The sequence below is a fragment of the Planktothrix serta PCC 8927 genome, assembly GCF_900010725.2.
GTDB lineage: Bacteria > Cyanobacteriota > Cyanobacteriia > Cyanobacteriales > Microcoleaceae > Planktothrix > Planktothrix serta.
The window spans coordinates 292,549-296,102 of record NZ_LR734865.1 but is presented as its reverse complement, the minus strand read 5'-3'; the positions used below and the strand labels follow the sequence as shown (position 1 = coordinate 296,102).

3 protein-coding genes are annotated in these 3,554 nt (G+C 40.0%); 2 read left to right on the top strand and 1 reads right to left on the bottom strand.

Annotated features, from left to right (window positions below; translation table 11 throughout):
- Window positions 1-114: 114 nt before the first annotated feature.
- Window positions 115-1,389, bottom strand: coding sequence for an HhoA/HhoB/HtrA family serine endopeptidase (locus PL8927_RS10565; protein ID WP_083620915.1), 1,275 nt, complete (start codon window positions 1,387-1,389; stop codon window positions 115-117).
- Between the two features lie 399 nt (window positions 1,390-1,788).
- Between PL8927_RS10565 and PL8927_RS10560 the strand changes: the two genes are divergently transcribed.
- Together PL8927_RS10560 and PL8927_RS10555 are read left to right on the top strand one after the other, a co-directional pair.
- Window positions 1,789-2,835: a diguanylate cyclase domain-containing protein gene (locus tag PL8927_RS10560; RefSeq protein ID WP_083620911.1), complete on the top strand. Its 1,047-nt coding sequence runs from the start codon at window positions 1,789-1,791 to the stop codon at window positions 2,833-2,835.
- On the top strand, window positions 2,828-3,554 hold a 727-nt coding region (locus tag PL8927_RS10555; RefSeq protein ID WP_156093160.1), incomplete at its 3' end, for a GAF domain-containing protein. The genes PL8927_RS10560 and PL8927_RS10555, both read left to right, overlap by 8 nt.

The window sequence follows — 3,554 nt, the reverse complement described above, 5'->3', positions numbered from 1 at the left end:
TAAGAAAGAGAAGTTTTGAGTCATCTTTAGATGACTTTAGCTCTTAGCCCGAACTTTAGTTCAGGGCTAACGTGAGTTAAGTTGACACCAATGGTATAGAACCCTCCCCTACAACTAATTATTGATGGCTGGGATGGCTGCGGTTTTCACATCTAAATTAAAGGCTTGATCTTGGCGTTTAATTTGCATTTTTAACGAACTTCCTACCGTTATATTTTCAACCGCTTGTTGAACTTCATCGGCTTTAGTTACGGGTTTATTTTCCACTTGAACAATCACATCTCCAGCGCGTAATCCTGATTGATGGGCGGGAGAATTGGGCATGACTCGAACAATTAATATCCCTTGATCTTCATTCACACTAATCGGACTATTAGGATCTTGATTTAAACTTTCTTTTACTTCAGGAGAAAGTGTTACCATCTGAATTCCTAAATAGGGATGTTCAACTTTTCCGGTCGTAGAAATTTGATCCGCAATGCGTTGAACTTGATTAATGGGAATGGCAAATCCTAACCCTTGAGCGCCTTGAATAATTGCCGTATTCATCCCAATCACTTCACCTTTTTGATTGAGTAACGGCCCTCCAGAATTACCCGGATTAATAGCAGCATCAGTTTGAATAAAACTAACTCGTTTATCAGGAATTCCTACCTCGCTACCGGAACGACCTGTGGCGCTAATAATTCCCACTGTAACAGTATTATCTAATCCTAAAGGATTACCAATGGCGATCGCTAATTCCCCCGGTTGTAATGCTTCGGAATTCCCTACAGAAACCGTTGGTAAATTATTCGCTTCAATTTGAACCACAGCAACATCAGTTACGGGATCAGTTCCAATAACTTTTCCTTCAAATTGACGACCATCTTTGAGAACAACTGACACCTTTGTTGCCCCATCAACAACGTGAGCATTAGTAATAATTCGACCATTAGAATTAACAATAAATCCTGACCCTGAACCTCTGACTATTTGCTGTTGAGGAGAATTCGGCATTTGAGAACCAAAAAACCGTTCAAAAAAGGGATCATTAAACCCTTGGGGAACCTGACTTTCAATGGTTTTTGTCGCATTAATTCGCACAACGGCTGGCCCAACTTGCCCCACGACTGAAGTAATCAGGTCAGGGTCGGCAATTGTCCCAGAAGTTGAACCCACAGGGGATGGGATCGAGGTTGGGGGTAAGGTCGGGGACAGCATTGGGGCCGTGGGCTGAGGACGTTGTTGCAGGATCGGGACGAGGGACACCCCCACAACTCCTAAACCTACGCCTAATGCCACTAATGTTAAAGATTGTGTCCGAGGGCGGGGAGTGGGGTGGGATGTGTCCGTCCACTCTAAACGACGGGACTCTAAAGAATTTGCAGAATCAAGATCAGATTTCATCTTTAATACCTTTATCTATAAGGGTTTCAGGGATTGGACTGTTTTTGTCTGCCCTGATATTCCTTAAGTTAGAGGATGAATATGACATCCTTGTGGCAAAGATATGACATTCTGATGAAAATTTTACAGCTTGAGTATTTTAGAAGGGAAAAAAAGTCAGTGAAATTACGGATTTTAATTGAAAATCCTAACTCAGTGCTCCGGTTAGCTCCTTAACAGATGGCTCTATTGCGGTTAATCCTTTATATCTTCTAAAATATCAATCCGTTAATAAATCACTTAAAGTTCTGGTAAAATAGACCAAATGATCCCTGATCTTTTTTTTAAATTTTTTAATCCCTCGATTTTCAGATGTCAACCTGTTCATAATTCAATTTAACCTGTTCCCGGCCGTTTATAATGATTTATTTTCCAAATGCAGAATCCTCCTTGGGAAGCATTTTATTAGTTGATGACAAACCCGATAATTTAAGACTATTATCTACGATGTTAATGGAACATCAATATGAAGTCAGGCGCGTGACTAAAGGAGTCATGGCATTAAAAACAGCAAAAGCAGCACCACCGGATTTGATTGTTCTAGATATTAAATTACCCGATATTGATGGGTATGAAGTCTGTCAATCTCTCAAATCCGATCCTCTAACGGCGGAAATTCCGATTATTTTTATTAGTGCTTTAGATCATGTTTTAGATAAGGTCAAAGCCTTTAGCGTTGGGGGAGTTGATTATATTACTAAGCCTTTTCAGGTTGAAGAAGTCTTAGTGCGAGTGAAAAATCACCTCACTCTGCGAACCCAACATAAACAACTATTAGAACAAAATGAACGGTTACAACAAGAAATTCAAGCTCGAAAAGAGATTGAAGCAGCCCTGCAAGAATCCCAATTAGAACTCCAAAAACTCAACCAAGAATTACAACGGTTAGCTCATTTAGATGGACTGACTCAAACCGCAAACCGACGGCAATTTGATCACTATTTACAACAGGAGTGGAATCAACTGAGTGTTGAACAGAAACCCCTGTCTTTAATTATGTGTGATGTGGATTATTTCAAATCCTATAATGACACCTATGGTCATCAAGCCGGAGATGATTGTTTACGCGCCATTGCTCAAGCCATTAGTCAAGCAATTTCCCATTCAACGGATTTAGTCGCTCGTTATGGGGGTGAAGAATTTGGGATTATTTTACCTCAAACCGAGTTAGAAGAAGCCGAAGCGATCGCCCAAAAGATTCAACAAGAAATCCAATACCTAAAACTGGTTCATTCCCAGTCTCAAGCCCATGATTATATTACCTTAAGTTTAGGTATCACCTGTCTGATTCCTCAACCGAATTCTAGTCCCAGCTTGTTAATTGAATGGGCGGATCGCGCCCTCTATCAAGCTAAAAAACAAGGTCGAAATTGTATTGTTACTTTACTTCAGGAAAGCTATGTCTGAAAATCCATTAATTCCCCTTAATTCGATTTCGCAAGCCCAATTAACTCAAGAAATCGAAACCTTAAGAAAACGAGTTACACAACTCGAACAAACTAAAACTACAGAGCCCTATCAATTGGCACAACAAAAAGCTTTATTTGCCGTGATTAGTAAAATTCGAGAATCTTTAGATTTAGATAGTATTTTTAAGTCTACAGCCATTGAAGTTCGTCAACTGTTAAATGCGGATCGAGTGGGGATGTATCGCTTTGATCCAGAGACCCAATATGAATGGGGGGAATTTGTCTCGGAGGATGTTTTACCGAATTTTCGTCCGGCGTTATCCGCCAGAATTCAAGATCATTGTTTTGGCGAACATTATGTTAACTATTATCTTCATGGCAAAATTTGGTCATCTGATGATATTTATACCTTAACATTACCCCGTTGTTATGTCCAGGTATTATCCCAGTTTCAAATTAGAGCGAATCTGGTTTCCCCCTTACTTAAAGGGGAAGAATTATGGGGATTATTATGTATTCATCAATGTTCTGGCCCTCGTGAATGGAAAGAATCGGAAATGGAATTTGTCCGCCAAATAGCAACCCATTTAGGGGTGGCATTGCAACACGCAGAATTTGTCAACCAGTTGCAAATGCAATCTGAATATTTAACCCAAGCAGTGAATCAAGCAGTTGAACGGGAAAAAGCCGTTGCTGCTATTATCAATAAAATTCGCC

Coding starts and splice junctions, on each gene's coding strand:
- PL8927_RS10565 (WP_083620915.1), bottom strand. CDS start 1,389: ATGAAATCTGATCTTGATTCTGCAAATTCTTTAGAGTCCCGTCGTTTA.
- PL8927_RS10560 (WP_083620911.1), top strand. CDS start 1,789: ATGATTTATTTTCCAAATGCAGAATCCTCCTTGGGAAGCATTTTATTA.